We start from the raw sequence: 26,608 nt of genomic DNA, 5'->3' as shown, positions 1-26,608 counted from the left end.
AGCCCCGGTCACGACCGGGGCTCAGGCGTTCCTCAAGGGCGTCCGGAGCCCTCCGGCTGCACCCACTCCTCCAGGCGTACGACGTCCTTCAGGAACCCCCGGACCCCCAGGAACTGCGACAGGTGCTCGCGGTGCTCCTCGCACGCCAGCCAGGTCTTGCGCCGCTCGGGCGTGTGCAGCGTCGGGTTGTTCCACGCCAGGACCCACACCGCGGAGTCACGGCACCCCTTGGCGGAGCAGGTGGGGGCGGGTTCGGGGGCGGCGTCGGCGGCGGTGTCCGCGGCGTGCGGGGTGTTCGCTTCGGGGGTGTTGTCATCAGGGGAAGTCACGGCCTCAACCCTACAAACACCCCTGGAACGGAAGGGCGACGCCGGGCAGCCACGGGGGGAGCTGCCCGGCGTCGGTCCGTCGCTCCGACGGGGGATGCGGAGCGCGTAGGCAGTATGTCACGCAGGACCCGGTGCGGTGCACCGGAACTTCATGATTGATCTGAGCTTTTATTGAGGTTTCCCGCCTCCAGCGCGGGGCGCACGGGCGCGGGCACGAAGTGCGACGGCAGCGAGGGCGCCGTCTCGCGTCCGGCGTTCGCGATGACCACCGCCACGTAGGGCAACAGGACGCCCGCCGCGAGCGTCACCATCGCCACGTGACGCTCCACGTTCCACAGGATCACCGTGGCGATGACCGACAGGGTGCGCACCGTCATCGAGATGACGTACCGGCGCTGGCGCCCCCGCACGTCCTCGGCCAGCCCCATCCGGGCTCCCGTGATCCGGAAGACCTCGGGTCCGTTCCGCTTCGTCCGCTGCACTCTCCACCACCCGATCGGCCGGCCGGGCGCTCCCGGCCCGGTCCCGTTCCACGGTACGCCGCCCGGCCCGCGGCGAGGAGAGGGGGTACCCCCGAACGGCAGTGTCCGAAATGCGCGGTAGGCCGGACGGGTTGAAACTGGGCCCACATGCGTACCACGCGCCACGAGGAGGCTCGTCATGGAATGGTTGTGGGCGATCATCGTAGGTTTCGTGCTGGGCCTCATCGCCCGTGCCATCCTGCCCGGGAAGCAACACCAACCCCTGTGGCTGACGACCATCTTCGGCATCGTCGGAGCCATCCTCGGCAACGCCGTCTCCCGGTGGATCGGCGTCGAGGACACCCGGGGCATCGACTGGGTCCGCCACCTGCTCCAGCTCGCCGGCGCGGTGCTCATCGTCGGACTCGGCGACATGGTCTACATGGCGCTGAAGGGCGGCAAGAGCCGCACCACGTGACGGGCCGCCGCCACGGCACCCCGCACACGACGAGGGGGCCGGCGCGGACGAGACGTCCGCGCCGGCCCCCTCGACCGTGCGTCAGGCGCCGGTGACCTCGACGGCGGCCAGGTTCTTCTTGCCGCGCCGCAGCACCAGCCAGCGGCCGTGCAGCAGCTCGCCCTCGGCAGGGACCGCGTCCTCGGCGGTCACCTTCACGTTGTTCACGTAGGCCCCGCCCTCCTTCACGGTCCGCCGGCCGGCCGACTTGCTGGCGACCAGACCCGTCTCCGCGAGCAGGTCCACGACCTGGCCGAGCGCCTCGACCTTCACGTGCGGCAGCTCGGACAGGGCCGCGGCCAGCGTGGCCTCGTCCAGCTCCGCCAGATCGCCCTGACCGAACAGCGCCTTCGACGCGGCGATGACGGCGGCGCACTGGTCCGCGCCGTGCACCAGCGTGGTCAGCTCCTCCGCCAGCGCCCGCTGCGCGGCCCGCGCCTGCGGCCGCTCGGCGGTCTGCGCCTCCAGCGCCTCCAGCTCCTCACGGCTCTGGAACGACAGGATCCGCATGTAGGTCGAGATGTCCCGGTCGTCCACGTTCAGCCAGAACTGGTAGAACGCGTACGGCGTCGTCATCTCCGGGTCGAGCCACACGGCCCCGCCCTCGGTCTTGCCGAACTTGGTGCCGTCCGCCTTGACCATCAGCGGCGTCGCCATGGCGTGCACCTGCGCGCCCGGCTCGACCCGGTGGATCAGGTCGAGACCGGCCGTCAGGTTGCCCCACTGGTCCGAGCCGCCCTGCTGGAGGGTGCAGCCGTGCCGGCGGTACAGCTCCAGGAAGTCCATCCCCTGGAGCAGCTGGTAGCTGAACTCCGTGTAGCTGATGCCCTGGTCGGACTCCAGGCGCTTGGCGACCGAGTCCTTCGTCAGCATCTTGTTGACGCGGAAGTGCTTGCCGATGTCCCGCAGGAACTCGATGGCGGACATGCCCGCCGTCCAGTCCAGGTTGTTCACCAGGACCGCCGCGTTCTCGCCCTCGAAGGACAGGAACGGCTCGATCTGCGAGCGCAGCCGGTTCACCCACTCCGCGATCACGGCGGGGTCGTTCAGCGTCCGCTCGGCGGTCGGACGGGGGTCGCCGATCTGACCGGTGGCCCCGCCGACGAGCGCCAGCGGCCGGTTCCCGGCCAGCTGGAGGCGGCGCATGGTGAGGACCTGCACCAGGTGACCCACGTGCAGCGAGGCCGCGGTGGGGTCGTAGCCGCAATAGAACGTGACCGGACCGTCCGCGAACGCCTTCCGCAGCGCTTCTTCGTCGGTGGACTGGGCGAAGAGCCCACGCCACTTCAGTTCGTCGACGATGTCTGTCACGGTCTCTCGACTCCTTCGATGTCTGAAATTGCCATGGTCAGTCTAGGTGGGTCAGACGCCCTTGCTGACCGAGCTCATGTTGAAGTCCGGGATGCGCAGCGCCGGCATCGCGGCCCGCGTGAACCAGTCGCCCCACTCGCGCGGCAGCGTCCTCTCGGTCCGGCCCGCCTCCGAGGCCCGCGACAGCAGGTCGACCGGGGACTCGTTGAAGCGGAAGTTGTTCACCTCGCCCGTGACCCGCCCGTTCTCCACCAGGTACACCCCGTCCCGGGTCAGGCCCGTGAGCAGCAGTGTGGCCGGGTCGACCTCGCGGATGTACCAGAGGCAGGTCAGCAGCAGGCAGGGCCCGTCGTGGCCCGACGCCGCCACCATCTCCTCCAGCGACCTCTCCCCGCCCCCGTCCAGGATCAGGTTCCCGAACGACGGGGACAGCGGCAGCCCCGTCAGCGCCGCGCTGTGCCGGGTCGTCGTCAGCCGGGCCAGCTCGCCCCCGCTGATCCACTCGGTCGCCCCGACCGGCAGGCCGTTGTCGAACACCGAGGCGTCGTCGCCCGAGCTGTGCGCGATCACGAACGGCGCGGACTCCAGGCCCGGCTCGTTCGGGTCGCTGCGCAGGGTCAGCGGCAGCCCGGAGAGCCGCTCCCCGACGCGGGTGCCGCCGCCGGGCCGGGAGAACACCGTCCGGCCCTCGACCGCGTCGCGGGCCGCCGCCGACCACATCTGGTAGATCAGCAGGTCGGCCACGGCCGTCGGCGGCAGCAGGGTCTCGTACCGGCCCGCCGGCAGCTCGATCTTCCGCTCCGCCCAGCCCAGGCGCACGGCCAGCTCCGCGTCGAGCGCGGTCGGGTCCACGTCCTTGAAGTCGCGGGTGGCGCGGCCGGCCCAGGCCGAGCGGGTGCGGTCCGGGGACTTGGCGTTGAGTTCGAGCGTGCCGTTGGGCTGGTCGTGGCGCAGTCGCAGACCGGTCGAGGTGCCGACGTACGTCGACACCAGCTCGTGGTTGGCGAACCCGTACAGTTCCCGGCCGCCCGCGCGGGCCCGGGCGAAGGCCTCGCCGAGGGCCGGGGCGAAGTCCGCGAACACCGCCGAGGAGGTCTCGTCCGGGGCGTCGGTGAAGTCCGGCGAGACCGGGGTGCCCGTCACGAGCGGCTGGGCGTCCTCGGCGGGAGCGGCCCCGCGCGCGGCCGCCTCGGCGGCCCGTACCAGCGGTTCCAGGTCCGCGGCGGTGACGGCGGAGCGCGAGACGACCCCCGAGGCGGTGCCCTCCTTGCCGTCGACGGTGGCGATGACCGTCAGGGTCCGGCCGCGGGTGACGCCGTTGGTGGTGAGCGCGTTGCCCGCCCACCGCAGGTTGGCGCTGGACTCCTCGTCGGCGATGACGACGCAGCCGTCGGCCGTGGACAGCTCCAGGGCCCGCTCGACGATCTCGTGGGGCTTCGTGCGAATCGCAGACATCAGCGTCCGGCCTCCTGCGTGGTGTTCAGAATGTTCACGTCGCGGAACAGGGCGGACGGGCAGCCGTGCGAGACCGCCGCGACCTGGCCCGGCTGGGCCTTGCCGCAGTTGAAGGCGCCGCCCAGGACGTAGGTCTGCGGGCCGCCCACCTTCTCCATCGAGCCCCAGAAGTCGGTGGTCGTGGCCTGGTACGCGACGTCGCGCAGCTGCCCGGCCAGCCGGCCGTTCTCGATCCGGAAGAACCGCTGCCCGGTGAACTGGAAGTTGTAGCGCTGCATGTCGATCGACCACGAGCGGTCGCCGACCACGTAGATCCCGCGCTCCACCCCGCCGATCAGGTCCTCCGTGGAGAGCCCGCCCGGATCCGGCTGGAGGGACACGTTCGCCATCCGCTGCACGGGCACGTGCCCGGGGGAGTCGGCGTAGGCACAGCCGTTGGACCGGCCCAGACCGGTGAGCCTCGCGATGCGGCGGTCCGTCTGGTAGCCGGTCAGGGTGCCGTCCTTGACCAGGTCCCAGCTCTGCGCCTCGACGCCCTCGTCGTCGTAGCCGATGGTCGCCAGGCCGTGCTCGGCCGTCCGGTCACCCGTCACGTTCATGATCGAGGAGCCGTACTTGAGCTTGCCCAGCTGGTCGAAGGTGGCGAAGGAGGTTCCCGCGTACGCCGCCTCGTAGCCCAGCGCCCGGTCGAGCTCGGTGGCGTGGCCGATCGACTCGTGGATGGTCAGCCACAGGTTGGACGGGTCGACCACCAGGTCGTAGCGGCCCGCCTCGACGCTCGGGGCCCGCATCTTCTCGGCGAGGAGCTCCGGGATCCGCTCCAGCTCGGAGCCCCAGTCCCAGCCGGTGCCCGTCAGGTACTCCCAGCCGCGCCCGGCCGGCGGGGCGATGGTGCGCATGGAGTCGAACTCGCCGGTGGTGGAGTTCACCGCGACGGCCGTGAGCTGCGGGTGGATCCGCACCCGCTGCTGGGTGGTGGTGGTGCCGGCGGTGTCGGCGTAGAACTTGTTCTCGTGGACGGCGAGCAGCGAGGCGTCCACGTGCGCCACCCCCTCCGCCGCGAGCAGCCGGGAGCTCCAGTCGGCGAGCAGGGCCGACTTCTCGGCGTCGGGCACCTCGAACGGGTTCACGTCGTAGGCGGAGATCCACGTCCTGTCCGCGTGCACGGGCTCCTCGGCGAGCTCGACCCGCTCGTCGGAACCCGCGGCCTTGATCACCTGGGCGGACAGCTTCGCCATGGCGACGGCCTGCGAGGCCACCCGGGCCGCGGCGTCCATGGTGAGGTCCACGCCCGAGGCGAAGCCCCAGCTGCCGCCGTGCACCACCCGGACCGCGTAGCCGAGGTCGGTGGTGTCGGAGCCGCCGGAGGGCTTGGCGTCGCGCAGGCGCCAGGAGGCGCTGCGGATCCGCTCCAGCCGGAAGTCGGCGTGATCGGCGCCCAGCGCGCGGGCCCTGGCGAGCGCCGCGTCGGCGAGCGCCCGCAGGGGCAGCGCGGTGAAAGCCGCGTCGATGGAATGGGCCACGGAAGTCCTCCCGGGGTCGGGGCCGGTCGCCCCGATCATGTCGCGCCCGGGGCTCTTGTGCACACATCTTTCTGTAGGAATGCGACAGAGCCCGTCGCGAGGCCCTGTCGGAGCCCGATTCTCCGGATGCCGGCGCGGGCCTATAGGTTTTCGGTATCCAGACAGCTAGCGAAAGGGTGATCCGTTGAGCCGCTCGGTTCTCGTCACCGGAGGTAACCGGGGCATCGGCCTCGCCATCGCCCAGGCCTTCGCACAGGCGGGCGACAAGGTCGCGATCACGTACCGTTCGGGCGAGCCGCCGGAGGCGCTCACCTCGCTGGGTGTGCTGGCGGTGCGCTGCGACATCACCGACTCCGAGCAGGTGGAGCAGGCCTACAAGGAGATCGAGGAGAAGCACGGCAACGTCGAGGTGCTGGTGGCCAACGCCGGCATCACCAAGGACACGCTGCTGATGCGCATGTCCGAGGACGACTTCACCTCCGTCCTCGACACCAACCTCACGGGCACCTTCCGCGTCGTCAAGCGGGCCAACCGCGGCATGCTGCGCGCGAAGAAGGGCCGCGTGGTCCTGATCTCCTCGGTCGTGGGCCTGCTGGGTTCGGCGGGCCAGGCCAACTACGCCGCCTCGAAGGCCGCGCTGGTGGGCTTCGCCCGTTCGCTCGCGCGCGAGCTGGGCTCGCGCAACATCACCTTCAACGTGGTCGCCCCGGGCTTCGTGGACACCGACATGACGAAGGCGCTCACCGACGAGCAGCGCGCGGGCATCGTCGCCCAGGTGCCGCTCGCCCGCTACGCGCAGCCCGAGGAGATCGCGGCAGCCGTGAGCTTCCTGGCGTCCGACGACGCCGCGTACATCACCGGAGCCGTCATTCCCGTTGACGGCGGATTGGGCATGGGTCACTGATCACCATGAGCGGAATTCTCGACGGCAAGCGCATCCTCATCACCGGGGTGCTGATGGAGTCGTCCATCGCCTTCCACGCCGCCAAGCTGGCCCAGGAGCAGGGCGCCGAGGTCATCCTCACCGCCTTCCCGCGCCCCACGCTCACCGAGCGCATCGCCCGCAAGCTGCCCAAGCCGGCCAAGGTGATCGAGCTCGACGTCACCAACGACGAGCACCTGGCGCGCCTGGAGGGCCTGGTCCGCGACGAGCTCGGTGGGCTCGACGGCGTCGTGCACTCCATCGGCTTCGCTCCGCAGGACGCCCTCGGCGGCAACTTCCTGAACACGCCGTTCGAGTCGGTCGCGACCGCGATGCACGTCTCGGCGTTCTCCCTGAAGTCGCTGACGATGGCGTGCAAGCCGCTGTTCCCGGCGGAGGGCGCGGCCGTCGTCGGCCTCACCTTCGACGCGCAGTTCGCCTGGCCGCAGTACGACTGGATGGGCCCGGCCAAGGCCGCGCTGGAGGCCACCAGCCGCTACCTCGCCCGCGACCTGGGCAAGGAGAACGTCCGCTGCAACCTGGTCTCGGCCGGTCCGATCGGTTCGATGGCCGCGAAGTCCATCCCCGGCTTCACCGAGCTGGCGGACGTCTGGAACAGCCGCTCCATGCTGGAGTGGGACATGAGCGACCCGGAGCCGGCGGGCCGCGGCGTCGTCGCGCTGCTGTCGGACTGGTTCCCGAAGACCACGGGCGAGATCGTCCACGTGGACGGCGGTCTGCACGCGATGGGTGCCTGATCCGAGGCGCCTCGCGCATCGGTACGGCGGTGGCCGCGTTTCCCCCGGGGGAGCGCGGCCACCGCCGTATCCGCCTCCGGAAGCGGTCGCCGCGGCACCGCGAAGGGGGTGGCTTCGATCAGATTTTCGTCGTCTGACCGGATCTTCCCGAGTCGAAAACCGGGACGGATGCCTGCAAACTGACCACGTCGGGATCTTCCCGGCCGGTACGGGGAGGAGGCACGGGCGTGGGCGCCAGGCCGAGCCGAGCGGTATCGCTGCTGGTCACCTCCATGGTCCTGACCGCACTCCTGATCCCCGAGGGAGCGACCGCGCACCCGGGCGCGGCGGGTCCGTCGGCCGCTCCCGGAACGACGTCCCCGGCAGCCGCCGACCCCGCGGCCCTCACCGAACCCGCCGACCTCGCGGACCCCGCGAACCTCGCCGACCACGTCGGCCTGGCCGATCACCCGGCCGACCTCCCCGCCGAACCCCCCGCGACCCCCGCCAGGCCCCCGACCGTCGAACTCTTCGGGGCCGACTGCGACACGCGCATCGACGGCTCGCTGGTCGTGGCGACCTGCCACAACGCCTACCCCGAGACCGACCTGCTGCGGCTGCACGTCGAATGCGACCGCTGGTGGGACGTCGACGGCGACGGGGCCGCCGTCCCCCTCCACCCGGCGGGCCGGGTGGAGCTCACGGGGCGCTGCTGGAAGGAGGTCCGTACGGCCTGGGTGAGCCACGAACGGCCCCCCGCGGCGACGAAGCCCCCGACCGGCTGACCGCCTGACCGGCTGGCGGGCCGGCCTCCGCGACCGTCCCGGCCGACGCGACCGACCCCGCCGACGCGGCCGACCCCGCTACCGGGCTTCCTTGGCGAGGCAGACGAAGGGGTACCCCGCCGCCTCCGAGGCCGCCGCGTCCGCGTCCCCGCGCCGGATCGCCTCGATCAGCCGGGAGTGGTCCAGGTGGTCGGCCGCGCGCAGCTCGGTGCCCACGTCCGTGCGCAGCCAGTCGGCCACCAGGTCGCCCAGGTCGGCGTAGAGCTCGATCAGCACGTCGTTGTGCGAGGCCGTCACCACCGCCATGTGCAGGCCGACGTCCGCCCCGACGAACCGCTCGGCGTCCCCGCTGCGCCACGCCTCCTCGCGCCGCGCCAGCAGCGCGTCCAACTGCTGGAGGTCCCGCTCGGTGCGCCGTTCGGCCGCCAGCCGTGCCGCCGAGGACTCCAGCGTCGAGCGGAGCTCCGCGATGTGCCGGGGGTCGGCGCCGGCGAAACGCCGGTGCATCACCCCGGCCAGCTCGCTGGTGGCGATGACGTAGGTGCCCGAACCCTGGCGGATGTCCAACAGCCCGTTGTGCGCGAGCGCCCGTACGGCCTCCCGCACGGTGTTGCGGGCGACGCCCAACAGCTCCACCAGCGCGGGCTCCGTCGGGATGCGGCTGCCGACCGGCCACTCACCGGACGTGATCTGGTTCCTGAGCTGGGCGATCACCTGGTCGACGAGCGCGGATCGCCGGGGCGAGGTCAGCGGCATGCGGACGGGGTCCTCTCTGGAGGGGCTCCCTGAGCCCGCTCGGTACGACGACTGGACAACCAATCATCCCATGATTCTATGATGGTTCAATGCCCGACGAAGACATCCAGACCCTCCACCGCCCCGTCCCGATCCCGACCCCCACCCCGGCCGCCCGCACGGCCACCCCCACAGCGGAGGGACAGCCCACCTGGCTGGGCCCGGTCCTCGTCGTCGGCATCGTGCTCGCGGCCCTCAACCTGCGGCCCGCCATCACCAGCCTCGGAGCCCTCTTCGAGGAGGCCCGCACGGGCCTCCACATGAGCGGCGCCGTCGCGGGACTCATCACCTCCGTCCCCGCCCTGTGCTTCGCCGTCTTCGGCGTCACCGCCCCGCGGCTCTCCCGCCGCTTCGGTCCGGCCGCCGTCGTCTGCGCCGGCATGGTCGCCGTCGCCGCGGGCCTGCTGATCCGCCCCTTCGCGGACAGCGCCGCCGCCTTCCTCGCCGCCAGCGCACTGTCCCTGGCCGGCATCGCCCTGACCAACGTGCTGCTCCCGGTGATCGTCAAGCGCTGGTTCCCCGACCGGGTCGGCACCATGACCGGCCTCTACTCGATGGCCCTGGCCGCCGGCACCTCCCTGGCCGCCGCCGCCACCGTCCCGCTGACCTCCGCGCTCGGCGGCGACTGGCGTACCGGCCTGCTGATCTGGGCCGTGCTTGCCGCGGCCGCCGTCCTGCCCTGGCTGCCCGTCGCCCTCGCCGCCCGCAGGGAGAAGGCCGCCGCGCCCGCCGCCGCCCGCGAGAGCGCCGGCCCCTCCGTCGTCCGCAGCCGCACCGCCTGGGCCCTGGCCTGCTACTTCGGCCTCCAGGCCACCGGCGCCTACGTCACAATGGGCTGGCTCCCGCAGATCTTCCGCGACGCCGGAGTCTCCGCCTCCACCGCCGGCGTCCTGCTCGCCGTCACCATGGTCATGGGCGTCCCCCTCGCCTTCGTCATCCCCGGCCTCGCCGGCCGGATGCGCAACCAGGGGCCCATCGCCGTCGTCCTCGGCGCCTTCGGCCTCGTCGGCTACCTCGGGCTCTACCTCGCCCCCGCCGCCGGCGCCTGGGCCTGGGCGCTCCTGCTCGGCGTCTCCAACTGCGCCTTCCCGCTCGTCATCACCCTGATCGGGCTGCGCGCCAAGTCCCCGGCCGGCGTCGTCAAGCTCTCCGCCTTCGCCCAGAGCACCGGCTACCTCATCTCGATCCCCGGCCCCCTCGTCATCGGCACCCTGTACCAGCACAGCGGTGGCTGGGACATCCCGCTGGCCCTGATGGCCGCCCTCCTCGTCCCGCAGATCGTCCTCGGCCTCCTCGCGGGCCGGGACCGCACGATCGAGGACGAATGCGGCATGCGAGACTGAACGACATGTCGCCGGTACTCGAACCCAACCCCCAGAACGGTCGCAAGAAGCTCGGCCTCGTGCTGGGCGCGATGCTCCTCGTGACCGTGGTCATCTCCGTCATCGCCACGATCGCCTCCCCCTGACGACCCTCGCCGACGCCCTCTCGGGCGCCCGCGTCGACGCCCGACCGCGCACCGCGCCGGGCCGCGCGGGTGGGGATATCCCCACCATCCCCTAGGGGGTCGGGTTCAGGGTCCAGTGGGGTGTGCCCCGGATGGGAACGGCCGCCTCGAATCCATAGATTCGAAGCAGCGAGCCCGTCCCGTCCGCACACCCACGGAGGCGGCCATGTCGGCCACCACGCACACCCCGCCCCTCGCCGCCCCGCTCCCCGGGTCGCCCCGCCACACCCCGACCGTCCGAGCGGCCCGCCGCGCCTTTGACGGCGCCGCCCGCCCGGCCCGCTCCGCCCGTCGCGCCTCCCGCGCGGGCGCCGGCGCGAGCACCCGACTGCACTGGTGGACCCTGGCCCTGCCCGCGCTCGCCTTCGGCCTCCTGCTGCTCCTGCTCGCCGGCTCCGGCGAGGCCCAGGCCGCCACCGAAGAGGCCTCCGGCCTGGTCCACGTCACGCACCAGCTGCTGCGCGCCGTCGGCTGATCCGCGTGCGCCGGGGTGCGCCGCACCCCCGGGTGGTGGTCCCTCAACACCCTGCGCCCCGTGGCTCGTTTCATGCGAAGCTGGGAGCCATGAGCGCCGACACACCCCGCAGGATCGCCCTCCTCCGGCACGCCAAGGCCGACTGGCCCCAGGTCGCCGATCACGACCGCCCGCTCGCGGAACGCGGCCGCAAGGACGCACCGGCCGCCGGGCTGAAGCTCGCCGAGACCGGCATCACCTTCGACCTGGCCCTCTGCTCCACCGCCGCCCGCACCCGGGAGACGTGGAAGCTCGCCGTCCAGGAACTGTCGCACCGGCCCAGGACCGTCTACGAAGAGCGGATCTACGACGCCTCCCCGGGCGAGCTCATCGCCCTGCTGAACGAGACCTCCGACGAGGTCGCCGACCTGCTCGTCATCGGCCACAACCCCGGCATGCACGCCCTCGCCGACGTCCTCGCCGGGCGCGCCGAGGGCGACACCCTGGCCCGGATGGGCCGCAGCGGCTTCCCGACCGCCGCGCTGGCCGTCGTCTCCTTCACCGGCTCGTGGAAGTCCCTCGAACCCGGGGTGGGCACCCTGCTCGACTTCTGGACGCCGAAGGAACACTGAGGCCGGTCCGCGCACGACGCGCGGACGAGGAACGGGCGGGGCCCCCGCGCGGCCCCCCCGGGCCCCCCCCCGCCCGGGCCGGGGGGGGGGGGGGGGGGCCCCCCCCGGGGGGGGGCGCGGGGGGGGGGGGGCCCCGGGGCGCCCCCGCGGGCCCCCCCGCCCGTTCCTCGTCCGTACGTCGTCGGGAGGCCGCTCACGCCAGGTCGGCGGCCTCGACCTCTTCCCGGGTGATCCCCAGCAGGTACAGCACCGCGTCCAGGAACGGCACGTTCACGGCGGTGTGCGCCGCCTCGCGGACCACCGGCTTCGCGTTGAAGGCCACGCCGAGGCCGGCCGCGTTCAGCATGTCGAGGTCGTTGGCCCCGTCGCCGATCGCCACCGTCTGCGCCAACGGCACGCCCGCCTCGCCGGCGAAGCGGCGCAGCAGCCGGGCCTTGCCCGCGCGGTCCACGATCTCGCCCGTGACCCGACCGGTGAGCCTGCCGTCGACGATCTCCAGCGTGTTGGCCGAGGCGAAGTCGAGCCCCAACCGCTCCCGCAGGTCGTCCGTGACCTGCGTGAACCCGCCCGAGACCACGCCCACCTGGTAGCCCAGCGTCTTCAGGGTCCGGATCAGGGTCCGCGCCCCGGGCGTCAGCCGCACCTCGGAGCGGACCTTGTCCACCACCGACGCGTCCAGCCCCGCCAGCAGCGCCACCCGGGCGTGCAGGGACTGCTCGAAGTCCAGCTCTCCGCGCATGGCCCGTTCGGTCACCTCGGCGACCTCGGCCTCGCAGCCCGCGTGCGCGGCGAACAGCTCGATGACCTCGTCCTGGATCAGCGTCGAGTCCACGTCCATGACGACGAGCCGCTGCGCCCGGCGGTGCAGCCCGGCCGACACCACGGCCACGTCCACCCCGATCTGCGCGGCGGTCGTGGCCAGGGCGGTGCGCAGCGGCTCGGTCTCCACGCCCGAGACGGCGAACTCGACCGCCGTCACCGGGTACTTGGCCAGGCGGAAGACGCGGTCGATGTTGCCGCCGCCCTCGGTGATGCGGGCGGCGATGGTGGCGGTGGACTCCGCGGTGAGCGGGTGCCCCAGCACCGTGACGTGGGAACGGCCACTGCCGCGCGGCCGGTTGTCGCCGGTGCCCGAGAGGATCTCGGCCTGCAGCTTGAGGGACTCGGCCCAGCTGTGGACGGTGGCCCGCAGCTCACCCTCCGTACCGGCCGTGGGATGGGTGACGAGGGCGCACAGGACGATGCGGCCACGGGTGACGACCTGCTCGATGTCGACGACGTCGACGGAGTAGGCGGCGAGGGTGTCGAACAGCCCGGCGGTGATCCCGGGACGGTCCTTGCCGAAGATCTTGACGAGGAGGGTGGGGACCTCGGAGGTCTGCGAAGCGCTCATGGTGACCTCACCGTATCTTCCCCGTCCCCGGGACCCGACCCCCGTCCCACCCAGTGAACGCGTCGCGCGTCCGGCGCCCCCCGCATCGCTACCGGGCGGTAGCCGACGCGACCGCCGGTCGAGAAGTCCCGTATTTCACTCTCCGGGTCACTTTCGCCCCCGCCGAAGGGCAGCCGCGGACGCGTGTGGAAGGCCCCGATTCCACATGTGGCCCAAGGCCTGAAATAGTTCCCCCGGATGTTCGCCATCCCTAGACTCCCTGACGTCAGGGGGATTCTCGGGGGACTTAAGTGGGGCTGGAGTGCCGGAACTCGTACTGGAATTGAACGGAAGGACCTGGACGCTCGATCCGTCCAGGTCGTACTCGCTGGGGCGCGATCCCCAGGGAGACATGGTGATCGACGACGCCCGGGTGTCGTGGCGGCACGCCACCATCAGCTGGGACGGCCGGGGTTGGAGCATCGAGGACCACGGCAGCACCAACGGCACCTACGTGCGCGGCGCCCGGGTCCAGCAGGCCGAACTGGTGCCCGGTACGCCGGTCCACCTGGGCAACGCGACGGACGGCCCCCGGCTGGACCCGAGCGCCGCCGGCGCGCAGCAGCACGCGTACCAGGCCCCGGCCGCCGCCGCTCAGCAGGCTCCGGCCTACCAGGCCCCGGTGGCGCAGCAGCCCTGGGAGCAGCAGCAGCGGCAGCCGCAGCAGGCCCAGCAGCCGCAGCAGGCCCAGCAGCAGCCGTACGTGCCCCCGCAGCAGAACGCGCCCGCCGCGCAGTCGTCCGGGCCCGCCCACGTCGACCACCGCAGCCCGACGACGTTCCACCAGCTCTCGCTGGGCCACGTCATGCGCATCGGTCGTGCCCTGGAGAACGAGCTGGTGGTCTCCGACCTCCAGGTCTCCCGCCACCACGCCGAGTTCCGCTCGATGCCCGGCGGCCGCTTCGAGATCCACGACCTCGGCAGCCACAACGGCACCTACGTCAACGGCCAGCCGCTCGCCAAGTCCGGCACCGCGCTCCTCGGCCCGAACGACATCGTCGGCGTCGGCCACTCCACCTTCCGGATCGTCGGCGACCGCCTCGAGGAGTTCGTCGACACCGGTGACGTCTCCTTCTCGGCCCGCCACCTCACGGTCACGGTCGACGGCGGCAAGCAGATCCTCAAGGACGTCACCTTCGGCGTCCCGGAGAAGTCGCTCATCGGCGTCATCGGCCCCTCCGGCTCCGGCAAGTCCACCCTGCTGAAGGCGCTCACCGGCTACCGGCCCGCCGACCAGGGCGACGTCCTCTACGACAACCGCAACCTGTACAAGCAGTTCGCGGAGCTCCGCCAGCGCATCGGCCTGGTCCCGCAGGACGACATCCTGCACAAGGAACTGAAGGTCAGCACGGCCCTGAAGTACGCGGCCAAGCTCCGCTTCCCCGGCGACACCGCCGAGTCCGAGCGCGCCGCCCGCATCGACGAGGTGCTGCGCGAGCTCAAGCTCGACATCCACAAGGACAAGAAGATCACCTCGCTCTCGGGTGGTCAGCGCAAGCGCGTGTCCGTGGCCCTGGAGCTGCTCACCAAGCCCTCGCTGATCTTCCTGGACGAGCCCACCTCCGGCCTCGACCCGGGCATGGACCGCGACGTCATGCAGCTGCTGCGCGGCCTCGCCGACGACGGCCGCACCGTGCTCGTCGTCACCCACTCCGTCGCCGAGCTGGCCCTCTGCGACAAGCTGCTGGTCATGGCCCCGGGCGGATCCGTCGCCTACTTCGGCCCGCCGGACGAGGCGCTGAACTTCTTCGGCTACACCACGTGGGCCGACGTGTTCTCCGCCTTCGAGAACTACCGCGACTACGACTGGGCCGGTCGCTGGAAGGGCTCGCAGCACTACCAGCTGTACGCCGCCGAGCTCGACCAGGTCGCCCCGCAGCCCGTCGCCATGCCGTCGCCGCAGCAGATGAACCCGCCGAAGCCGCAGGGCTGGGGCTCGCAGCTGTGGACCCTGATCCGCCGCTACGTCTCCGTCATCGCCTCGGACCCCGGCTTCCTCGCGCTGATGGTGCTGCTGCCCGCCGTCCTCGGCGTGGTCTCCACGGTGATCCCCGCGAAGTTCGGCCTGGCCCCGCCGGTGGCCCCGTCCCGGTTCAACGGCGACGCGGGCACGATCATGCTGATCCTCGCAGTCGGCATGTGCTTCTCCGGCGCCGCGAACTCCGTCCGCGAGCTGATCAAGGAACGGGTCATCTACGAACGGGAACGCGCGACAGGCCTGTCCCGGTCGGCGTACCTGATGTCGAAGGTGATCGTCCTCGGCTTCATCACGGCCCTCCAGGGCGTGATCATCTGCGCCATCGGCTTCTTCCCGCGCGACCTGCCGCTGGAGGGCCTGGTCATGCCGCCGGCCGTCGAGATCTGCCTTTCGGTGATCGCGCTCGGCTTCACCTCGATGATGTTCGGCCTCGTGATCTCCTCGCTCGTCAAGACGGCCGAGAAGACCATGCCGCTGCTCGTCATGTTCGCGATCGTCCAGGTCGTCTTCACCGGCATCCTCTTCCAGGTCTACGACTCCCCGGGCCTGGAGCAGTTCGCCTGGCTGATGCCCTCCCGCTGGGCCATCGCCGCCGCCGGCACCACCTTGAACCTCGGCAAGCTCATGCCGCCGTGGGACGCCGACAACCCGCTCAACACCGACCCGCTGTGGGACGCCACGATCGGGCAGTGGAGCCTCAACATCACCGTCCTGCTGCTGCTCGGCATCGCCTGCGGCTTCCTGGTGGCCCGGCTCCTGCGCCGCCACGAGCCGGAGGTCATGCGCAAGTGACGCAGGCCGGGACCTCCGGGTCCCGGCGCCCGCGCACGCGAAACGCCTCAGGGCGGCACCCGGAAGGTTCCGGGGGCCGCCCTGAGGCGCATGGGGGATCCGTGGGGCGCGGCCTAGTAGGCGCTGTTCACGTTGTCCATGGAGCCGTAGCGGTCGGCGGCGTAGTTGCACGCGGCGACGATGTTCGCGACCGGGTCGTACTGGTCGAACTTGGTGCCCTTGACGTGGTACGCGGCGAAGGTCGGCTTGATGACCTGGAGCAGGCCCTTCGACGGGATGCCGTTCTGCGCGTTGATGTCCCAGTTGTTGATCGCGCGGGGGTTGCCGCTCGACTCGCGCATGATGTTGCGGTGGATGCCCGCGTACGTGCCGGGAATGCCCTCGCGCTTCATGATGAAGAGCGCTTCCTTGATCCAACCGTCGAGGTTGTTCGCGAAGACCGGGGTGCGGGCCGCGGAACGGCTCGCGGCGGCCTTGGCCTCGCGGTCCGCCTTCGCCTGCGCCGCGGCCTTGGCCTTCGCGTCGTCCTGGGCGGCCTTGTTCGCCACGACCTGCTGCGCGGTGAGGTTCTGCTGTACCGACTGGCTCCACGCGACCGGGGCCATGGCCACGTTCGTGCTCTCCACGGGGGCGGCGACCGTGGTGGCGCCGGCCGGGACGAGGGAGAAGGCGAGCGCGGAGGCGCCGAGGGTGGCGACACCGGCGAGGGACAGCTTGTGTGCCTTCGTCAGACGACTGTGACCGGGAGTGCTGGAAGCAGACATGGCGGGGCAACCTCTTCGAATAGCGGGGGCCGCAGGAAAGCGCCGTGTGGATCCGGGATCCGCGGCGCTGTGCGACGTCGACATTCTTAGCGGCGGCAAAATCCTCTGGCAAAGGTGTGACGTACGATCCCGCTTAGTGGATCAGGGGCCGTCGAAGACACCCCGATTCGGGCCCCGGAGCTACGTACGCCCGCACTGACAGAGCCTTTACCCGTCCACTACGGAGCTTCGTAAGTGATGTGCGTCCTATGCCGGGGCTCACACCGTCCCTACGTCGCTCTCACTCAGAGTTGCACTCGCAATGCAATGCGTGAGCGAACTCCTCCTTGAGGACGACCCGATCCCCCCGATCCCTCATCCCCAGGGCAGACCCCACACCCCCGCATCCCCTCCCCGCGCACGACGGCCCCCGTCCCCAGCCCTACGTCCCGGGCCCGATCCCGCAGGTCAGGGCCGCCGGTACGGTGACCCCATGCACAACGGACCCTGTACGGGACTGGCCGCCGTCAGCAGCGCGCTGCTCGCCATGAGCCGCCACCTGGAGGTCCACGACGTCCTGCGCACGATCGTCGCCTCGGCCCGGGAGCTGCTCGACGCCGAGTACGCGGCCCTCGGGGTCCCCGACGACCACGGGGGCTTCGCCCAGTTCGTCGTGGACGGGGTGAGCGAGGAACAGTGGCGCCGCATCGGCCCCCTGCCCCGCCAGCACGGCATCCTCGCCGCGATGCTCCACCAGGACGGCCCCGAGCGGCTGGCCGACGTCCGCCGGGACCCCCGCTTCGGCGGCTGGCCGGCCGCGCACCCCGAGATGGCCGACTTCCTCGGCATGCCGATCCGGGACGGCGAGGAGACCCTCGGCGCGCTCTTCCTCGCGAACAAGAGGACCCCAGAGGGGGCCGGCGACGACCCCGGCGCCCCCGCCGACCCCGGCCCGCGCCGCGGCTTCACCGACGAGGACGAGGAGCTCCTCTCCCTCCTCGCCCAGCACGCCGCCCTCGCCCTGACCAACGCGCGCCTCTACGAACGCGGCCGCGAGCTGACCATCGCCGAGGAGCGCTCCCGCCTCGCCCACGAGCTGCACGACGCCGTCAGCCAGAAGCTGTTCTCCCTGCGCCTGACCGCCCAGGCCGCCGCCACCCTCGTCGACCGGGACCCCGCCCGCGCCAAGGGCGAGCTCCAGCAGGTCGCCGCCCTCGCCGCGGAGGCCGCCGACGAGCTGCGCGCCGCCGTCACCGAGCTGCGCCCCGCCGCGCTGGACGAGGACGGCCTCGTCGCCACCCTGCGCAACCACGTCCGCGTCCTCGACCGGGCCCACGAGGCACACGTCACCTTCACCTGCGACGGCGTACGGGCCCTGCCCGCCGCCCAGGAGGAAGCGGTCCTGCGCGTGGCCCAGGAGGCCCTCCACAACGCCCTGCGCCACTCCGGGTCCGACCGGGTCGAGGTCACCCTCGCCCGCACCCCGGAGGGCGGGGCCGTGCTGCGCGTGCGCGACCGCGGCCGCGGCTTCACCCCTTCCACCGTCCGCACCGCCGGCCGCCACCTCGGGCTCGTCTCCATGCGGGACCGCGCGAGCGGGGCCGGAGGCCGACTGGACGTCCGCTCGGAGCCCGGTACGGGCACCACCATCGAGATGGAGGTCCCCGGTGGCTGACACCCCCGCCCCGGCCCCCGGCCCCGGCCCCGGCCGCATCCGCGTCCTGATCGTCGACGACCACCAGGTGGTCCGCCGCGGCCTGCGCACCTTCCTGGAGGTCCAGGAGGACATCGAGGTGGTCGGCGAGGCCTGCGACGGCGCCGAGGGCGTCGCCCGCGCCGGGGAACTGCGGCCCGACGTGATCCTCATGGACGTCAAGATGCCCGGCACCGACGGCATCGAGGCCCTGCGGAGGCTGCGCGGCACCGACTCGGACGCCCGCGTCCTGATCGTCACCAGCTTCACCGAACAGCGCACCGTCGTCCCCGCCCTGCGCGCCGGCGCCGCGGGATACGTCTACAAGGACATCGACCCCGACGCCCTGGCCGCCGCCATCCGCTCCGTGCACGCGGGTCACGTCCTGCTGCAGCCGGAGGTCGCCGAGGTCCTCCTGGCCCAGGACGACCAGACCGCCGGCGCCGGCCGACCCGGCGCCCTGACCGAGCGCGAGCGCGAGGTCCTCGCACTGATCGCGGACGGACGCTCCAACCGCGAGATCGCCCGCGCCCTGGTGCTCTCCGAGAAGACGGTCAAGACGCACGTGTCGAACATCCTGATGAAGCTGGACCTCTCGGACCGCACCCAGGCCGCGTTGTGGGCGGTCAGGCACGGGATCACCGACTGACCGGACGGGTAATCGCCTCAACGGAGATTCATACGGTCGGGTGCATGTAGCCCACATGGCGTATCCGCGGAGGCCGGCCGCCGTTCTCCATACCGTGCCGCGACGGCTGGTCGCGGCAGACGTAGTGGAGGACGAGAACGTGAAGAACTTCAAGAAGGCCGCAGCCGTCACCATGATCGCGGGCGGCCTCGTCGCCGCCGGCGCCGGTGTCTCCTCGGCGCACGGCGGTGCGTCCGCGGAGGGCGAGGCCCTGAACTCGCCCGGCGTGGCCTCCGGGAACCTGCTCCAGGTCCCCGTGCACGTCCCCGTGAACGTGGTCGGCAACACCGTCAACGTGATCGGCCTGCTGAACGGAGCCTGGGGCAACACCGGCGTCAACGCCTGATCCCCTCCGGGCCCGCCCCCGCACGGGCCCGCCGGCCCCGCTTCCCCCCACTCTCCCCGGGAAGCGGGGCCGCTCCGTACGGGCCCCGCTTCCCGGGGCTCAGCCCCGCTCGCGCTCCTCCACCGCCGCGTTGTACGCCGCCACCAGGGCCCGCCGGGCCACCCGCTCCACCGGCCGCAGCGCCTCAGCCCGCGCCGCCATCTCCGAGGCCGCCACGGCGCCCCCGTGCCCCCTCTCGTACGCCAGCGACACCAGCAGGTCCACGCGCTGCGCCAACGCCAGCACCCGCACCGCCCGCGGCGGATACCCCGGGGCCAGGACCTCCCGCCCCGCCTCCGCCCGCGCCCGGTACGCCGACAGCGCCGCGTCGGCCACCGGCCCCGACGCCGCCACGTCCAGCCGGGTCAGCACCGTCGTCGCCTCCCGCACCGCCTCCGCCAGCTCCCGCTCGGCCTCGCCCAGCGACGGCACGTCCGCCGGCGGGGCCTCCCGTACCGGCAGGCAGTGCCACACCACCGAGACGTGCACGTCACCCGCCGGACCCACCTCCGTGACCTCCGGCACCAGACCCAGCGCGGCCCCCGCGCACACCACCGCCTCCTCGGCCTCCAGGGCGCGCGCGTTGAACTCCGCCGGCCCGCTCAGCCCCAGCGGGTGCCCCGGCGCCGGCAGCGCCACCCGCAGCCCGCTCACCCCCAGCGCCCGCAACCGTCCCAGCGCCAGCGACAGACCGACCGGCCCCGCTTCCCCCGGCAGCCCGGACACCCGGTGCGCGGCGTCCTCGCCCACGATCGACGAAACGGCCTCGTCGGGCGAGACCAGACCGGCCAACAGTGCGTTCCCCCAGGCGGCCAACCGCCCTGAACGTGGTTCGAAAAGCATCCCCCCACTTTACGGATCCGGCCCCGCGCCCGGCCTGGCGCCCGGAGCCCTTCCGGAGTGGCGTAGGTTTTCCCCTGGGGCTGCGCCTGCCGGCGCACAGAGAACCGTGACTGCAAGGGGTGACAACACGCTCATGAGCGATGTTCTGGAGCTGGTGGACGTATCCGTGGTCCGCGAGGGCCGGGCTCTGGTGGACCAGGTCTCCTGGTCGGTGAAGGAGGGGGAGCGCTGGGTGATCCTCGGCCCCAACGGCGCCGGCAAGACCACGCTGCTGAACCTCGCCTCCAGCTACCTCTTCCCCACCAAGGGCACGACCACGATCCTCGGCAGCACCCTCGGCAAGCCTGGGACCGACGTGTTCGAGCTGCGCCCGCGCATCGGCGTCGCCGGCATCGCCCTCGCCGACAAGCTGCCCAAGCGGCAGACCGTCCTGGAGACCGTGCTCACCGCCGCCTACGGCATGACCGCGACCTGGCAGGAGGAGTACGAGGACGTCGACGAGCAGCGCGCCCGCGCCTTCCTGGACCGCCTCGGCATGTCCGACTACCTCGACCGCAAGTTCGGGACCCTCTCCGAGGGCGAGCGCAAGCGCACCCTGATCGCCCGCGCGCTGATGACCGACCCCGAGCTGCTGCTCCTCGACGAGCCCGCCGCCGGCCTCGACCTCGGCGGCCGCGAGGACCTCGTACGCCGCCTCGGCCGCCTCGCCCGCGACCCGCTCGCCCCCTCCATGGTCATGGTCACGCACCACGTCGAGGAGATCGCCCCCGGTTTCACCCACGTCCTGATGATCCGCCAGGGCAAGGTCGTCACCGCTGGTCCCATCGACCTCGAACTGACCTCCCGCAACCTCTCGCTCTGCTTCGGCCTCCCGCTGGTCGTCGAGCGCAACGAACACGACCGCTGGACGGCCCAGGGCCTGCCCCTGCGTTAGATCCGCACCTCCCCGCGCCCTGTCCGGACCGCGCCCACCCGACCTACCATGACCATGTGGACATCGACGCATGGGTGTGGTGGCTCATCGGCGCGGTCGGACTGGGCATCCCCCTGGTCCTGACGGCACTGCCGGAATTCGGCATGTTCGCCGTCGGCGCGGTCGCGGCCGCCGTCACGGCGGCGCTCGGCGGGGGAGTGGTGGCCCAGGTCCTGGTGTTCGTCATCGTGTCGGTGGCGCTCATCGCCGTCGTCCGCCCGATCGCCAACCGCCACCGCCACCAGCGCCCCCAACACCGCAGCGGCATCGACGCGTTGAAGGGCAGGTCCGCCGTCGTCCTCGAACGCGTCGACGGCAGCGGGGGACGCATCAAGCTCGCCGGCGAGGTCTGGTCCGCCCGGGCCCTGGACTCGGACACCAGTTTCGAACCCGGCCAGTCCGTCGACGTCGTCGACATCGACGGGGCCACCGCAGTCGTGATGTGAGAAAGCAGCCGACCCGCGGCCCCGGGGTCTGCGAGACTCCGATCAACGGGGCAGCACAGACAGCCGGAAGGGCACGGGGAACCGCATGCAACCGATCATCATCGTCCTGATCATCCTGGTGGTTCTGGTCTTCATCGCCCTGGTCAAGACGATCCAGGTGATCCCGCAGGCCAGCGCGGCCATCGTCGAGAGGTTCGGCCGCTACACGCGCACCCTCAACGCCGGCCTCAACATCGTCGTCCCCTTCATCGACTCCATCCGCAACCGGATCGACCTGCGCGAACAGGTCGTCCCGTTCCCGCCCCAGCCCGTCATCACCCAGGACAACCTGGTCGTCAACATCGACACGGTCATCTACTACCAGGTGACCGACGCCCGCGCCGCGACCTACGAGGTGGCCAGCTACATCCAGGCCATCGAGCAGCTCACCGTCACCACGCTGCGCAACATCATCGGCGGCATGGACCTGGAGCGGACCCTCACCTCCCGCGAGGAGATCAACGCCGCCCTGCGCGGGGTCCTCGACGAGGCCACCGGCAAGTGGGGCATCCGCGTCAACCGCGTCGAGCTCAAGGCCATCGAGCCGCCGACCTCCATCCAGGACTCGATGGAGAAGCAGATGCGCGCCGACCGCGACAAGCGCGCCGCCATCCTCCAGGCCGAGGGCGTCCGCCAGTCCGAGATCCTGCGCGCCGAGGGCGAGAAGCAGTCCTCCATCCTGCGCGCCGAGGGCGAGGCCAAGGCCGCCGCGCTGAAGGCCGAGGGCGAGGCCCAGGCCATCCGTACGGTCTTCGAGTCCATCCACGCCGGCGACGCCGACCAGAAGCTCCTCGCCTACCAGTACCTCCAGATGCTCCCGAAGATCGCCGAGGGCGACGCCAACAAGCTCTGGATCGTGCCCAGCGAGATCGGTGACGCGCTCAAGGGCCTCTCGGGCGCCATGGGCAACTTCGGCCCCCTGGCGGGCGGTTCGAGCGGGTTCAACCCGCAGAACCCCGGCAAGGCGGCCCCCGAGGGCGGCGCCGCCGCCGAACGCCGGGAGCAGCCCCCCATCGACTGAGCGACCCTCCCCTCGTGCATGATCGGTGAGGCCCCTCGACCTTCACGGCGGGGAGGCGACCCACTCACTCGAAGGGGATGGCTCTGTCCATGTCCATGTCCATCTGGGAAGCGCTCGCGGTCCTCGCCGCCGGAATCGGCGCAGGCACGATCAACACCATCGTCGGTTCCGGCACCCTCATCACGTTCCCGGTGCTCCTCGGCATCGGGCTGCCCCCGGTGACCGCCAACGTCTCCAACACCCTCGGCCTGGTGCCCGGTTCCATCAGCGGAGCCATCGGCTACCGCAAGGAACTGAAGGGCCAGCGCGGCCGCGTCCTGCGCCTCGGAGCCGTCTCCCTCGTCGGAGGCCTCGCGGGCGCCGTCCTCCTGGTCACCCTGCCCTCGGACTCGTTCGACACGATCGTGCCCGTCCTCATCGCGGTGGCCCTGGTGCTCGTCGTCCTCCAGCCCCGCCTCGCCGCGGCCCTGCGCCGCCGCCGGGAAGCCACCGGCGGACCCGGATCCCACCCCGACGGCGGCCCGGCCCTGTTGACCGGCATGCTGCTCTCCAGCGCCTACGGCGGCTACTTCGGCGCCGCCCAGGGCGTCCTCTACATCGGCCTCATGGGGCTGCTGCTCAACGAGGACCTGCAACGGATCAACGCCGTCAAGAACATCCTGGCCGCCCTCGTCAACGGCATCGCGGCCGTCTTCTTCCTCTTCGTCGCCGACTTCGACTGGACCGCCGTGCTGCTCATCGCCGTCGGCTCCACCCTCGGCGGCCAGATCGGCGCCAAGGTCGGCCGCAAGCTCCCGCCCACCGCCCTGCGCGCCGTGATCGTCACGGTCGGCCTCATCGCCATCGCCCAACTCCTGCTCCGCTGAACGACGTAGAAGACCTACGCCGCCCAGCGCGAGCGGACTAGGCGGACCGGGCCAGCCACTCCGGCAACCCGTCCTGCCCCCCGACCCCCAGGGCCAGCAGCATCGCGTCAGCCGGGGACGGCACGAAGGGCTTGCGCAACAGCGGCATCCCCGCCTCCTCCGGCGTCCGCGCCGCCTTGCGGTGGTTGTCCTCGGCACAGGAGGCCACCGTGTTCAACCACGTGTCCCCACCACCCTGGGCCCGCGGCAGTACGTGGTCCACGGTCGTCGCGCGCTTCCCGCAGTACGCGCACCGGTGTTGGTCCCGGACCAACACCCCCCTCCGTGACCAGGGAGCATGTCTTCGGAAGGGCACCCGCACGTACCGGCAGAGCCTGATCACCCGGGGCATCGGCAGCTCCATCGTGGCCGCGCGCACGCGCAGCTCGGGATGCGACTGTTCGACCACGGCCTTGTCCTGGAGCACCAAGACCACGGCCCGATTCAAGGTCACCGTCGACAGCGGCTCGAAGCTCGCATTCAGCACCAGCGTGTCCCGCATCTCGCCCACCTCCCGTGCGCAGGCCCGCGACCACCCTGGCGGCAGGGCCCGCAACCACTCTGGCCGCGCGCGCCACGCGGGACAACGCAATAAAAATGCCCGGTCCTGGCCTTCCTTAGACCAGGACCGGGCAAACGCTCGGCGAAGATCAGCCGACCGGCGACGCGTACTCACCGATCAGCTGCGCACGACCGATGGCGTGGAAGCGCAGATGGAACCCGACCACCGCCGGCGAGGAATCCTCGTCCGGACCCAGCTCCTCCGTGTCCACCGCGTACACGGTGAACACGTACCGGTGCCGCTCCCCGCGCGGCGGAGCCGCACCACCGAAGTCCCGGGTGCCGTAGTCGTTCCGTACGTGCACGGCCCCCTCCGGCAGACCCTCGAAGTCACCGCTGCCCGCCCCGGCCGGCAGCGAGGTCACCGACACGGGCAGGTCGAACAGCACCCAGTGCCAAAATCCGCTGCCCGTCGGCGCGTCCGGGTCGAAGCACGTCACCGCGAAGCTCTTCGTGCCCTCGGGGAAGCCCTCCCACCGCAGCTCCGGCGAGACGTTGCCCCCCGTCAGCACCTGCGCCGCGGCCAGCTCCGCACCCGGCGCGAGATCCGCGCTGGTCACGGTGAAGGCCTCCACCTCGGGGTGGAAGGCGTGCGGAAGGGGCGCCCTGTTCTGCTCGGCCACTGCTGTTCCTCCTGGATCGCTCGGGATGAGGGGTGAGGCCGCACGCGCGTACGCGTGGCGCACGTACGGCCCCGAGCTCCCGAGCCTAGAACCAGTTGCGCTGCGAACCGACCGAGGCGATCCACTGGTTCAGGTACGCCGCCCAGTCGGTCCCCTCGTAGGACTGCAGCCCCACCTGGAAGCAGCGGTACGTGTCGCTGCCCTCGCTGAACAGCCCCGGCTTCTTGTCCATCTCCAGCACGACGTCCATCTCGCGACCGTCCGAGACGAAGGTCAGCTCGACCTGGTTCAGACCCCGGTACTGCGCCGGCGGCAGGAACTCGATCTCCTGGTAGAACGGCAGCGTCTGCCGCGTCCCCCGGATGTGCCCGCGCTCCATGTCCGCACTGCGGAACGTGAAGCCCAGCTGCCGGAACGCGTCGAGGATCGCCTGCTGCGCCGGCACCGGGTGCACGTTGATCGGGTCCAGGTCGCCCGCGTCCACGGCGCGCGCGATCTCCAGCTCGGTGCTCACACCGATGTTCATCCCGTGCAGGTGCTGCCCCCCGAAGTGGGTGATCGGCGTCTCCGCCGGGATCTCCAGCCCGAACGGCACCACGTGCAGGGCACCCGCCTGAACCTTGAACGCACCACCGAGACGCTGCTTGGTGAAGACGACGTCCTGCTTGTACTCGCCGTCGCCGCCCTCCACCTCCACCCGCGCCTGAAGGCCCACGGACAGCCCCTCGATCTGCTGCTCGACGGACCCGCCCTGGATCCGGACCTCACCCTGGACGATCCCGCCCGGCACGACGTTCGGCTCGGTGATGATCGTGTCCACCGAAGCACCACCGGCACCCAGGCTCGCGAACAGCTTCCTGAACCCCATGCTCAAACTCCCCTGATACGGATTACGGACCTACGGAAACGACAGGCCGGCGGCCTACCCCTTACCAACGCGGAACCTTAGGCCCCGGTTGCACGCGTACGCCGTCCACTACGCTCGACCGGATGAGCGCGCGCCCCGACCGTACGCCCTTGGGCCGGTCCTTCTTCGACCGCCCGGTCCTCACCGTGGCCCCCGACCTGCTCGGACGCGTCCTCGTCCGCCGCACCACCGACGGCCCCCTCGAACTGCGCATCACCGAGGTGGAGGCCTACGAGGGCGCCGCGGACCCCGGCTCCCACGCCTACCGCGGCCGCACGGCCCGCAACGCGTCGATGTTCGGCCCGCCCGGACACGCGTACGTCTACTTCATCTACGGCATGTGGTTCAGCCTCAACCTGGTGTGCGGCCCCCCGGACCACGCGAGCGGCGTACTGCTGCGCGCGGGGGAGATCACCGTGGGCGCCGACCTCGCGTCCAAACGTCGGATCTCGGCCAGAACCCCGCGCGAACTCGCCAAAGGCCCGGCACGCCTCGCCACGGCCCTGGACGTGGACCGCTCACTGGACGGCACCGACCTGTGCGCGGGACCCGACGCGCCCCTCTCCCTGCTCGCCGGCACCCCCACCTCACCCGAGCTGGTGAGCAACGGCCCGCGCACGGGAGTGGGCGGTGCCGGCGCGGCCCACCCGTACCGCTACTGGATCACGGGGGACCCCACGGTCAGCCCCTACCGCGCCCACGCGCCACGCCGCCGCACAACTTGACTCGCCCCGCGGGGACGCCTAACGTAGCCCGAGCCGCTTGAACGGGGCACTGCCATCAGCAGACCCCCAGAGCGGCCAAACCACTACCTACGACTTACCCCTGGCGGGGTCCTATTCGGCATGCTCGAATTCCCGCCGCCCGGCTCGATTATGAACCGGAAGGGGAAAGCGCTAACGTAGCGGAGCGCCGAAAGGCACAGACCCCCAACGGTCACCGAATTCAAATCCAAGTCCGGTAAAACGGCGCGGAAATGATCTGGTAGAGTTGGAACCGCCGGAAAGGGAAAGCGCGAAAGCGCAGAACCTGGAAAGCAGCCGAGGAAATCGGACACGAAAGAGTCTGATAGAGTCGGAAACGCAAGAACACAGAACGAAAGCCCGGAGGAAAGCCCGAGAGGGTGAGTACAAAGGAAGCGTCCGTTCCTT

29 protein-coding genes are annotated in these 26,608 nt (G+C 71.5%); 17 read left to right on the top strand and 12 right to left on the bottom strand.

Annotation, left to right across the window (positions count from 1 at the left end):
* Positions 1-32: 32 nt before the first annotated feature.
* Complete coding sequence (locus ACZ6ZI_RS37615; RefSeq protein WP_469529062.1) at positions 33-329, bottom strand: hypothetical protein; 297 nt, start codon at positions 327-329, stop codon at positions 33-35.
* A 149-nt stretch (positions 330-478) separates the two neighbouring features.
* Positions 479-757, bottom strand: coding sequence for a DUF3099 domain-containing protein (locus ACZ6ZI_RS37610; protein ID WP_363055642.1), 279 nt, complete (start codon positions 755-757; stop codon positions 479-481).
* A 232-nt stretch (positions 758-989) separates the two neighbouring features.
* Here ACZ6ZI_RS37610 and ACZ6ZI_RS37605 point away from each other — a divergent pair, with 232 nt between their 5' ends.
* On the top strand, positions 990-1,268 hold the full coding sequence (locus ACZ6ZI_RS37605) for a GlsB/YeaQ/YmgE family stress response membrane protein (protein ID WP_363055641.1): 279 nt from the start codon (positions 990-992) through the stop codon (positions 1,266-1,268).
* 81 nt (positions 1,269-1,349) lie between these two features.
* Here ACZ6ZI_RS37605 and tyrS read toward each other — a convergent pair whose 3' ends face one another.
* From tyrS to ACZ6ZI_RS37590, 3 genes are read right to left on the bottom strand one after another with little or no spacing between them, the layout of a single operon-like run.
* Positions 1,350-2,618 carry a tyrosine--tRNA ligase gene (gene tyrS / locus ACZ6ZI_RS37600; protein WP_469528976.1) on the bottom strand — a complete coding sequence of 423 codons (1,269 nt, stop codon included), beginning with the start codon at positions 2,616-2,618 and terminating at the stop codon, positions 1,350-1,352.
* A gap of 51 nt (positions 2,619-2,669) precedes the next feature.
* A complete protein-coding gene (locus tag ACZ6ZI_RS37595; protein WP_469528973.1) occupies positions 2,670-4,073 on the bottom strand; it encodes a metallopeptidase TldD-related protein in 1,404 nt (467 codons plus the stop codon).
* Positions 4,073-5,635 carry a TldD/PmbA family protein gene (locus ACZ6ZI_RS37590; RefSeq protein ID WP_469529057.1) on the bottom strand — a complete coding sequence of 521 codons (1,563 nt, stop codon included), beginning with the start codon at positions 5,633-5,635 and terminating at the stop codon, positions 4,073-4,075. Before ACZ6ZI_RS37590 ends, ACZ6ZI_RS37595 begins: the two co-directional genes overlap by 1 nt.
* A gap of 145 nt (positions 5,636-5,780) precedes the next feature.
* Between ACZ6ZI_RS37590 and fabG the strand changes: the two genes are divergently transcribed.
* The 3 genes from fabG (at position 5,781) to ACZ6ZI_RS37575 (ending at position 8,040) form a co-directional block, all read left to right on the top strand.
* Positions 5,781-6,500, top strand: a complete 720-nt coding sequence (fabG, locus tag ACZ6ZI_RS37585) for a 3-oxoacyl-[acyl-carrier-protein] reductase (RefSeq protein ID WP_469528971.1) — start codon at positions 5,781-5,783, stop codon at positions 6,498-6,500.
* 5 nt (positions 6,501-6,505) lie between these two features.
* A complete protein-coding gene (gene fabI, locus ACZ6ZI_RS37580) occupies positions 6,506-7,276 on the top strand; it encodes an enoyl-ACP reductase FabI (protein WP_363055636.1) in 771 nt (256 codons plus the stop codon).
* A gap of 227 nt (positions 7,277-7,503) precedes the next feature.
* Positions 7,504-8,040 carry a hypothetical protein gene (locus tag ACZ6ZI_RS37575; protein WP_469528968.1) on the top strand — a complete coding sequence of 179 codons (537 nt, stop codon included), beginning with the start codon at positions 7,504-7,506 and terminating at the stop codon, positions 8,038-8,040.
* A 78-nt stretch (positions 8,041-8,118) separates the two neighbouring features.
* Here the strand turns inward: ACZ6ZI_RS37575 and ACZ6ZI_RS37570 are convergent, their stop codons facing one another.
* Positions 8,119-8,796, bottom strand: coding sequence for a FadR/GntR family transcriptional regulator (locus tag ACZ6ZI_RS37570; RefSeq protein WP_363055635.1), 678 nt, complete (start codon positions 8,794-8,796; stop codon positions 8,119-8,121).
* A gap of 89 nt (positions 8,797-8,885) precedes the next feature.
* Here ACZ6ZI_RS37570 and ACZ6ZI_RS37565 point away from each other — a divergent pair, with 89 nt between their 5' ends.
* The 4 genes from ACZ6ZI_RS37565 (at position 8,886) to ACZ6ZI_RS37550 (ending at position 11,428) form a co-directional block, all read left to right on the top strand.
* Complete coding sequence (locus ACZ6ZI_RS37565) at positions 8,886-10,178, top strand: CynX/NimT family MFS transporter (protein ID WP_469528965.1); 1,293 nt, start codon at positions 8,886-8,888, stop codon at positions 10,176-10,178.
* Between the two features lie 5 nt (positions 10,179-10,183).
* Positions 10,184-10,303 (top strand): SGM_5486 family transporter-associated protein, encoded by a 120-nt coding sequence (locus ACZ6ZI_RS37560; protein ID WP_363055633.1) that lies wholly within the window; start codon positions 10,184-10,186, stop codon positions 10,301-10,303.
* A 205-nt stretch (positions 10,304-10,508) separates the two neighbouring features.
* Positions 10,509-10,817: a hypothetical protein gene (locus tag ACZ6ZI_RS37555; protein WP_469528963.1), complete on the top strand. Its 309-nt coding sequence runs from the start codon at positions 10,509-10,511 to the stop codon at positions 10,815-10,817.
* Positions 10,818-10,906: 89 nt separating this feature from the next.
* Complete coding sequence (locus tag ACZ6ZI_RS37550; RefSeq protein ID WP_363055631.1) at positions 10,907-11,428, top strand: SixA phosphatase family protein; 522 nt, start codon at positions 10,907-10,909, stop codon at positions 11,426-11,428.
* 193 nt (positions 11,429-11,621) lie between these two features.
* Here ACZ6ZI_RS37550 and serB read toward each other — a convergent pair whose 3' ends face one another.
* A complete protein-coding gene (serB, locus tag ACZ6ZI_RS37545; protein WP_363055630.1) occupies positions 11,622-12,821 on the bottom strand; it encodes a phosphoserine phosphatase SerB in 1,200 nt (399 codons plus the stop codon).
* Positions 12,822-13,122: 301 nt separating this feature from the next.
* On the opposite strand from serB, the gene ACZ6ZI_RS37540 reads away from it, so the two are divergent.
* A complete protein-coding gene (locus ACZ6ZI_RS37540; RefSeq protein ID WP_469528960.1) occupies positions 13,123-15,630 on the top strand; it encodes an ABC transporter ATP-binding protein/permease in 2,508 nt (835 codons plus the stop codon).
* Positions 15,631-15,743: 113 nt separating this feature from the next.
* Here ACZ6ZI_RS37540 and ACZ6ZI_RS37535 read toward each other — a convergent pair whose 3' ends face one another.
* Positions 15,744-16,394 (bottom strand): transglycosylase SLT domain-containing protein, encoded by a 651-nt coding sequence (locus ACZ6ZI_RS37535; protein WP_469528957.1) that lies wholly within the window; start codon positions 16,392-16,394, stop codon positions 15,744-15,746.
* Positions 16,395-16,866: 472 nt separating this feature from the next.
* Here ACZ6ZI_RS37535 and ACZ6ZI_RS37530 point away from each other — a divergent pair, with 472 nt between their 5' ends.
* From ACZ6ZI_RS37530 to ACZ6ZI_RS37520, 3 genes are all read left to right on the top strand, one after another.
* Positions 16,867-18,048 carry a GAF domain-containing sensor histidine kinase gene (locus tag ACZ6ZI_RS37530; RefSeq protein WP_469528955.1) on the top strand — a complete coding sequence of 394 codons (1,182 nt, stop codon included), beginning with the start codon at positions 16,867-16,869 and terminating at the stop codon, positions 18,046-18,048.
* Positions 18,041-18,715, top strand: a complete 675-nt coding sequence (locus ACZ6ZI_RS37525; protein ID WP_469528952.1) for a response regulator — start codon at positions 18,041-18,043, stop codon at positions 18,713-18,715. The genes ACZ6ZI_RS37530 and ACZ6ZI_RS37525 overlap by 8 nt, the downstream gene beginning before the upstream one ends.
* 139 nt (positions 18,716-18,854) lie before the next feature.
* The gene (locus ACZ6ZI_RS37520; protein WP_363055625.1) at positions 18,855-19,100 is read left to right on the top strand and encodes a chaplin; all 246 of its coding nucleotides are present in this window, start codon (positions 18,855-18,857) and stop codon (positions 19,098-19,100) included.
* Positions 19,101-19,199: 99 nt separating this feature from the next.
* Here the strand turns inward: ACZ6ZI_RS37520 and ACZ6ZI_RS37515 are convergent, their stop codons facing one another.
* The gene (locus ACZ6ZI_RS37515; RefSeq protein ID WP_363055624.1) at positions 19,200-19,982 is read right to left on the bottom strand and encodes a hypothetical protein; all 783 of its coding nucleotides are present in this window, start codon (positions 19,980-19,982) and stop codon (positions 19,200-19,202) included.
* Positions 19,983-20,115: 133 nt separating this feature from the next.
* Between ACZ6ZI_RS37515 and ACZ6ZI_RS37510 the strand changes: the two genes are divergently transcribed.
* From ACZ6ZI_RS37510 to ACZ6ZI_RS37495, 4 genes are all read left to right on the top strand, one after another.
* The gene (locus ACZ6ZI_RS37510) at positions 20,116-20,916 is read left to right on the top strand and encodes an ABC transporter ATP-binding protein (RefSeq protein WP_469528949.1); all 801 of its coding nucleotides are present in this window, start codon (positions 20,116-20,118) and stop codon (positions 20,914-20,916) included.
* A gap of 56 nt (positions 20,917-20,972) precedes the next feature.
* Positions 20,973-21,401 carry an NfeD family protein gene (locus ACZ6ZI_RS37505; protein WP_363055622.1) on the top strand — a complete coding sequence of 143 codons (429 nt, stop codon included), beginning with the start codon at positions 20,973-20,975 and terminating at the stop codon, positions 21,399-21,401.
* 85 nt (positions 21,402-21,486) lie between these two features.
* Positions 21,487-22,461, top strand: coding sequence for an SPFH domain-containing protein (locus ACZ6ZI_RS37500; RefSeq protein ID WP_363055621.1), 975 nt, complete (start codon positions 21,487-21,489; stop codon positions 22,459-22,461).
* Positions 22,462-22,556: 95 nt separating this feature from the next.
* The gene (locus ACZ6ZI_RS37495; RefSeq protein ID WP_363055802.1) at positions 22,557-23,327 is read left to right on the top strand and encodes a sulfite exporter TauE/SafE family protein; all 771 of its coding nucleotides are present in this window, start codon (positions 22,557-22,559) and stop codon (positions 23,325-23,327) included.
* 37 nt (positions 23,328-23,364) lie between these two features.
* Here ACZ6ZI_RS37495 and ACZ6ZI_RS37490 read toward each other — a convergent pair whose 3' ends face one another.
* The 3 genes from ACZ6ZI_RS37490 to ACZ6ZI_RS37480 all read right to left on the bottom strand — a co-directional run bounded on the left by ACZ6ZI_RS37490 (position 23,365) and on the right by ACZ6ZI_RS37480 (position 25,418).
* Positions 23,365-23,868, bottom strand: coding sequence for an HNH endonuclease (locus ACZ6ZI_RS37490; RefSeq protein ID WP_363055620.1), 504 nt, complete (start codon positions 23,866-23,868; stop codon positions 23,365-23,367).
* A 148-nt stretch (positions 23,869-24,016) separates the two neighbouring features.
* On the bottom strand, positions 24,017-24,550 hold the full coding sequence (locus tag ACZ6ZI_RS37485; protein WP_363055619.1) for a YbhB/YbcL family Raf kinase inhibitor-like protein: 534 nt from the start codon (positions 24,548-24,550) through the stop codon (positions 24,017-24,019).
* An 85-nt stretch (positions 24,551-24,635) separates the two neighbouring features.
* On the bottom strand, positions 24,636-25,418 hold the full coding sequence (locus ACZ6ZI_RS37480) for a sporulation protein (RefSeq protein ID WP_363055618.1): 783 nt from the start codon (positions 25,416-25,418) through the stop codon (positions 24,636-24,638).
* Between the two features lie 122 nt (positions 25,419-25,540).
* Here ACZ6ZI_RS37480 and ACZ6ZI_RS37475 point away from each other — a divergent pair, with 122 nt between their 5' ends.
* Entirely contained in the window at positions 25,541-26,182 is a 642-nt protein-coding gene (locus ACZ6ZI_RS37475) for a DNA-3-methyladenine glycosylase (RefSeq protein ID WP_469528943.1), read from the top strand.
* Positions 26,183-26,608: the final 426 nt, after the last annotated feature.

Source organism: Streptomyces sp. NPDC103540 (assembly GCF_055584445.1).
The sequence above is the reverse complement of the archived record's forward strand: the minus strand, read 5'-3'. Positions and strand labels throughout refer to the sequence as shown.

Bases quoted from the DNA above. Each gene is read 5' to 3' on its own strand.
- ACZ6ZI_RS37610 (WP_363055642.1), bottom strand. From the start codon at position 757: ATGGGGCTGGCCGAGGACGTGCGGGGGCGCCAGCGCCGGTACGTCATC.
- ACZ6ZI_RS37605 (WP_363055641.1), top strand. From the start codon at position 990: ATGGAATGGTTGTGGGCGATCATCGTAGGTTTCGTGCTGGGCCTCATC.
- ACZ6ZI_RS37595 (WP_469528973.1), bottom strand. From the start codon at position 4,073: ATGTCTGCGATTCGCACGAAGCCCCACGAGATCGTCGAGCGGGCCCTG.
- ACZ6ZI_RS37590 (WP_469529057.1), bottom strand. From the start codon at position 5,635: ATGATCGGGGCGACCGGCCCCGACCCCGGGAGGACTTCCGTGGCCCAT.
- fabI (WP_363055636.1), top strand. From the start codon at position 6,506: ATGAGCGGAATTCTCGACGGCAAGCGCATCCTCATCACCGGGGTGCTG.
- ACZ6ZI_RS37570 (WP_363055635.1), bottom strand. From the start codon at position 8,796: ATGCCGCTGACCTCGCCCCGGCGATCCGCGCTCGTCGACCAGGTGATC.
- ACZ6ZI_RS37565 (WP_469528965.1), top strand. From the start codon at position 8,886: ATGCCCGACGAAGACATCCAGACCCTCCACCGCCCCGTCCCGATCCCG.
- ACZ6ZI_RS37560 (WP_363055633.1), top strand. From the start codon at position 10,184: ATGTCGCCGGTACTCGAACCCAACCCCCAGAACGGTCGCAAGAAGCTC.
- ACZ6ZI_RS37555 (WP_469528963.1), top strand. From the start codon at position 10,509: ATGTCGGCCACCACGCACACCCCGCCCCTCGCCGCCCCGCTCCCCGGG.
- ACZ6ZI_RS37550 (WP_363055631.1), top strand. From the start codon at position 10,907: ATGAGCGCCGACACACCCCGCAGGATCGCCCTCCTCCGGCACGCCAAG.
- serB (WP_363055630.1), bottom strand. From the start codon at position 12,821: ATGAGCGCTTCGCAGACCTCCGAGGTCCCCACCCTCCTCGTCAAGATC.
- ACZ6ZI_RS37535 (WP_469528957.1), bottom strand. From the start codon at position 16,394: ATGTCTGCTTCCAGCACTCCCGGTCACAGTCGTCTGACGAAGGCACAC.
- ACZ6ZI_RS37530 (WP_469528955.1), top strand. From the start codon at position 16,867: ATGCACAACGGACCCTGTACGGGACTGGCCGCCGTCAGCAGCGCGCTG.
- ACZ6ZI_RS37515 (WP_363055624.1), bottom strand. From the start codon at position 19,982: ATGCTTTTCGAACCACGTTCAGGGCGGTTGGCCGCCTGGGGGAACGCA.
- ACZ6ZI_RS37510 (WP_469528949.1), top strand. From the start codon at position 20,116: ATGAGCGATGTTCTGGAGCTGGTGGACGTATCCGTGGTCCGCGAGGGC.
- ACZ6ZI_RS37500 (WP_363055621.1), top strand. From the start codon at position 21,487: ATGCAACCGATCATCATCGTCCTGATCATCCTGGTGGTTCTGGTCTTC.
- ACZ6ZI_RS37495 (WP_363055802.1), top strand. From the start codon at position 22,557: ATGTCCATCTGGGAAGCGCTCGCGGTCCTCGCCGCCGGAATCGGCGCA.
- ACZ6ZI_RS37490 (WP_363055620.1), bottom strand. From the start codon at position 23,868: ATGCGGGACACGCTGGTGCTGAATGCGAGCTTCGAGCCGCTGTCGACG.
- ACZ6ZI_RS37480 (WP_363055618.1), bottom strand. From the start codon at position 25,418: ATGGGGTTCAGGAAGCTGTTCGCGAGCCTGGGTGCCGGTGGTGCTTCG.
- ACZ6ZI_RS37475 (WP_469528943.1), top strand. From the start codon at position 25,541: ATGAGCGCGCGCCCCGACCGTACGCCCTTGGGCCGGTCCTTCTTCGAC.